Annotated in this window: 1 pseudogene; it reads right to left on the minus strand. The window is 67.2% G+C overall.

The features are described 5' to 3' along the window. Positions 1-2265, minus strand: a pseudogene (locus tag ACWDR0_RS34775) (sugar-binding protein); the annotation flags it as partial.

Genomic DNA, 2265 nt, shown 5'->3' on the forward strand with positions numbered 1-2265 from the left:
GCGTAATGATCTTCTCCGCCGCCAGCGCACCCGCCGCCGGAAGCATCGTCTCCCGGTGCTGACCACCCTTGGTGTACCCGAAGGTGTAGGAGTAGGTCTGCTGGAGGCCATGAGTGGTGGCTATGGACGGCGGCAGAGTCAGCTTCTTGCCGGTCGGCTGGTAGTCGGCGTTGTAGCCGGTTACCTCAGCGACGTACGGGAGTCCGTCGGTGTAGCGGGTGGCGGTGGCCGGAAGGCCGACGGCACCGGTAATGGTGTCGTAGGTGCTGGTCTGGAGCAGATCGCCCGTGCTGCTGTTGAGACGCTGCTCCAGCGGGCGGCCGAGCTCGTCGTACTTCGACCATACCTTTATGCCCCGGGCGTCCGTTTCGAGAACTGGGCGATTGGCGTTGTCGTACTCGGTGTGGCTGGTGCCGGTGTCCGGGTCGGACGAGGACTTGAGCCGACCGCGGACGTCATAGGCCCAGGTCCACTTGTTGCCCTTGGGGTCCTTGGCTTCGACCATGTCGCCGCGGACGTCATACGAGAAGTGGGTGGAGCGGAACGCGGTCCGCGCGGGGTCGGTGAAGGTGTCGACCCGGACGGTTCGGCCCAGGGCGTCGCTGTAGGAGCGCTGGGAGGCGGCGCCGGTGGGCTCGACGGCCACCGAGTAGTCGTAGCCGAACTCGGAGCGGCTGGCCTTTTCGGGCTTTTCGACGCCTGCCTCGTACGGCGTCTCCTGGAGGATGCGTCCGAGGGCGTCGTATTTGTAGAGGGTGGCGTTGGGGATCTTGGTGTCGGAGGCGTCGGTGGGTTCGTACATGACCGGCTGCGGGTCGCTGCCGGAGTAGTAGCCGTTGTTCGTGCGGCTGATCGTGCCGTTCGGACCGTAGAAGATGTCGGTGATCAGGCGGCCCTTGCCGACGGCCGGGTCCTGCTTCTGCCGCTCACGGCCCAGCCCGTCGTAGAAGATGTAGGAGCTGACGTAGTCCGACCCCTCGCCTTCCTTGAGCAGTTCGGACTTGACGGAGACGGGGTCGCCGGGCTTGGCGTGGTAGGTGAAGATCGCGGCCGGCTGGCCGGCGGTGTTGGTCGGGCCCCAGGCCTTCACGGTCCGGCCGAGGCCGTCGTACTCGAAGGTGGTGGTCCGCCCGTTGGGGTCGGTCTCCTTCAGCGCCGTGGCACGCCCGGGCTCGATCTCACTGGTGGAGGTGTGCTGCTTCGCGTTCTTCGTCTTGACGGAGTACACCTGGCCGGTGGCCGGGAGGTACTCGGTGGTGCTGGTGCTGTTCGCCGCGTCCGTGGTGCTGACCGGGCGGGCCAGGCTGTCGTAGGCGACCTCGGAGTCCATGTCCCACGCGCCGCCGTCCTTGGCGACGGTCCACGTCGTGGTGGCGAGACCGTCGGCCGGGGCGGCGCCGTAGGCGAGGTTGTCGTACGCGACCCGCGAACCGGAGACCCAGGCGGAAGCGGCCGGCTCGGGGCCACCGGCGGCCGGGCAGAGCCCCGCCGTGGTCAGCGCCTGCTTCGACAGACCGATCAGATGCTTCGCCGTGTTGTGGACGTACTCCATCCGCGAACACGTTTCGTCACCGGTGATGCCGGTGTCGCCCTGGGACTCGACCTCGTACGGCAGTCCGTAGGTGTTGTCGTGCTTGGTCTCGGTCCGCACTGTGCGATAGGTGCGGGTGTCGTCCGGGGTATCCGGGTCCGAGTCTGTCCGGGTGCCGGAGGAGAGGGACACAGCAACGCTGTAGCTCTCCATCACCCGGTACGCCTTGAGGTCCGGGATACCGTCCCCGCGGGCCCGGGACGCGAGAACCGTGTTCCACGGGTAGTCGACCTCGCGGTTGAGGACCAGGCCGCCGATCTTGGTGTACGTCAGCTTCTCGGCCACCCGGCCCTGGTAAGGCAGCAGGTCCTTGGCGATGTCGTGGCCCTGGCTGTCCTTGACCGTGATGTTGCGGACCGGGTTTCCGGTGCCGGGCAGCTTGTCGCCGTCCATGCCCCGGAAGTACCGCGTCTCCGTCATCGACCGCGCGGTACCCGTGTACGGGTCGGCGGAGTCGGCGCCGGAGATCGTGCGGACGATCTCGTAGCCGCGCCACTGGTCGTACGTCCGGGTCTTCTTCTTCGAGAACTCGGCCTGGTTGAGCGCCCAGCCGGCGCCCTTGCGCTTGGCGGCGTCGGTCTCGTCGTACTCGTACGTCGTGGAGGTCGGGTGGACGCCGCGGACGTTCGGCAGCTCCTCGACCTTGGCGATGACGTACTTGTTGAACCAGCTGA

Source organism: Streptomyces sp. NPDC003691, from assembly GCF_053981115.1.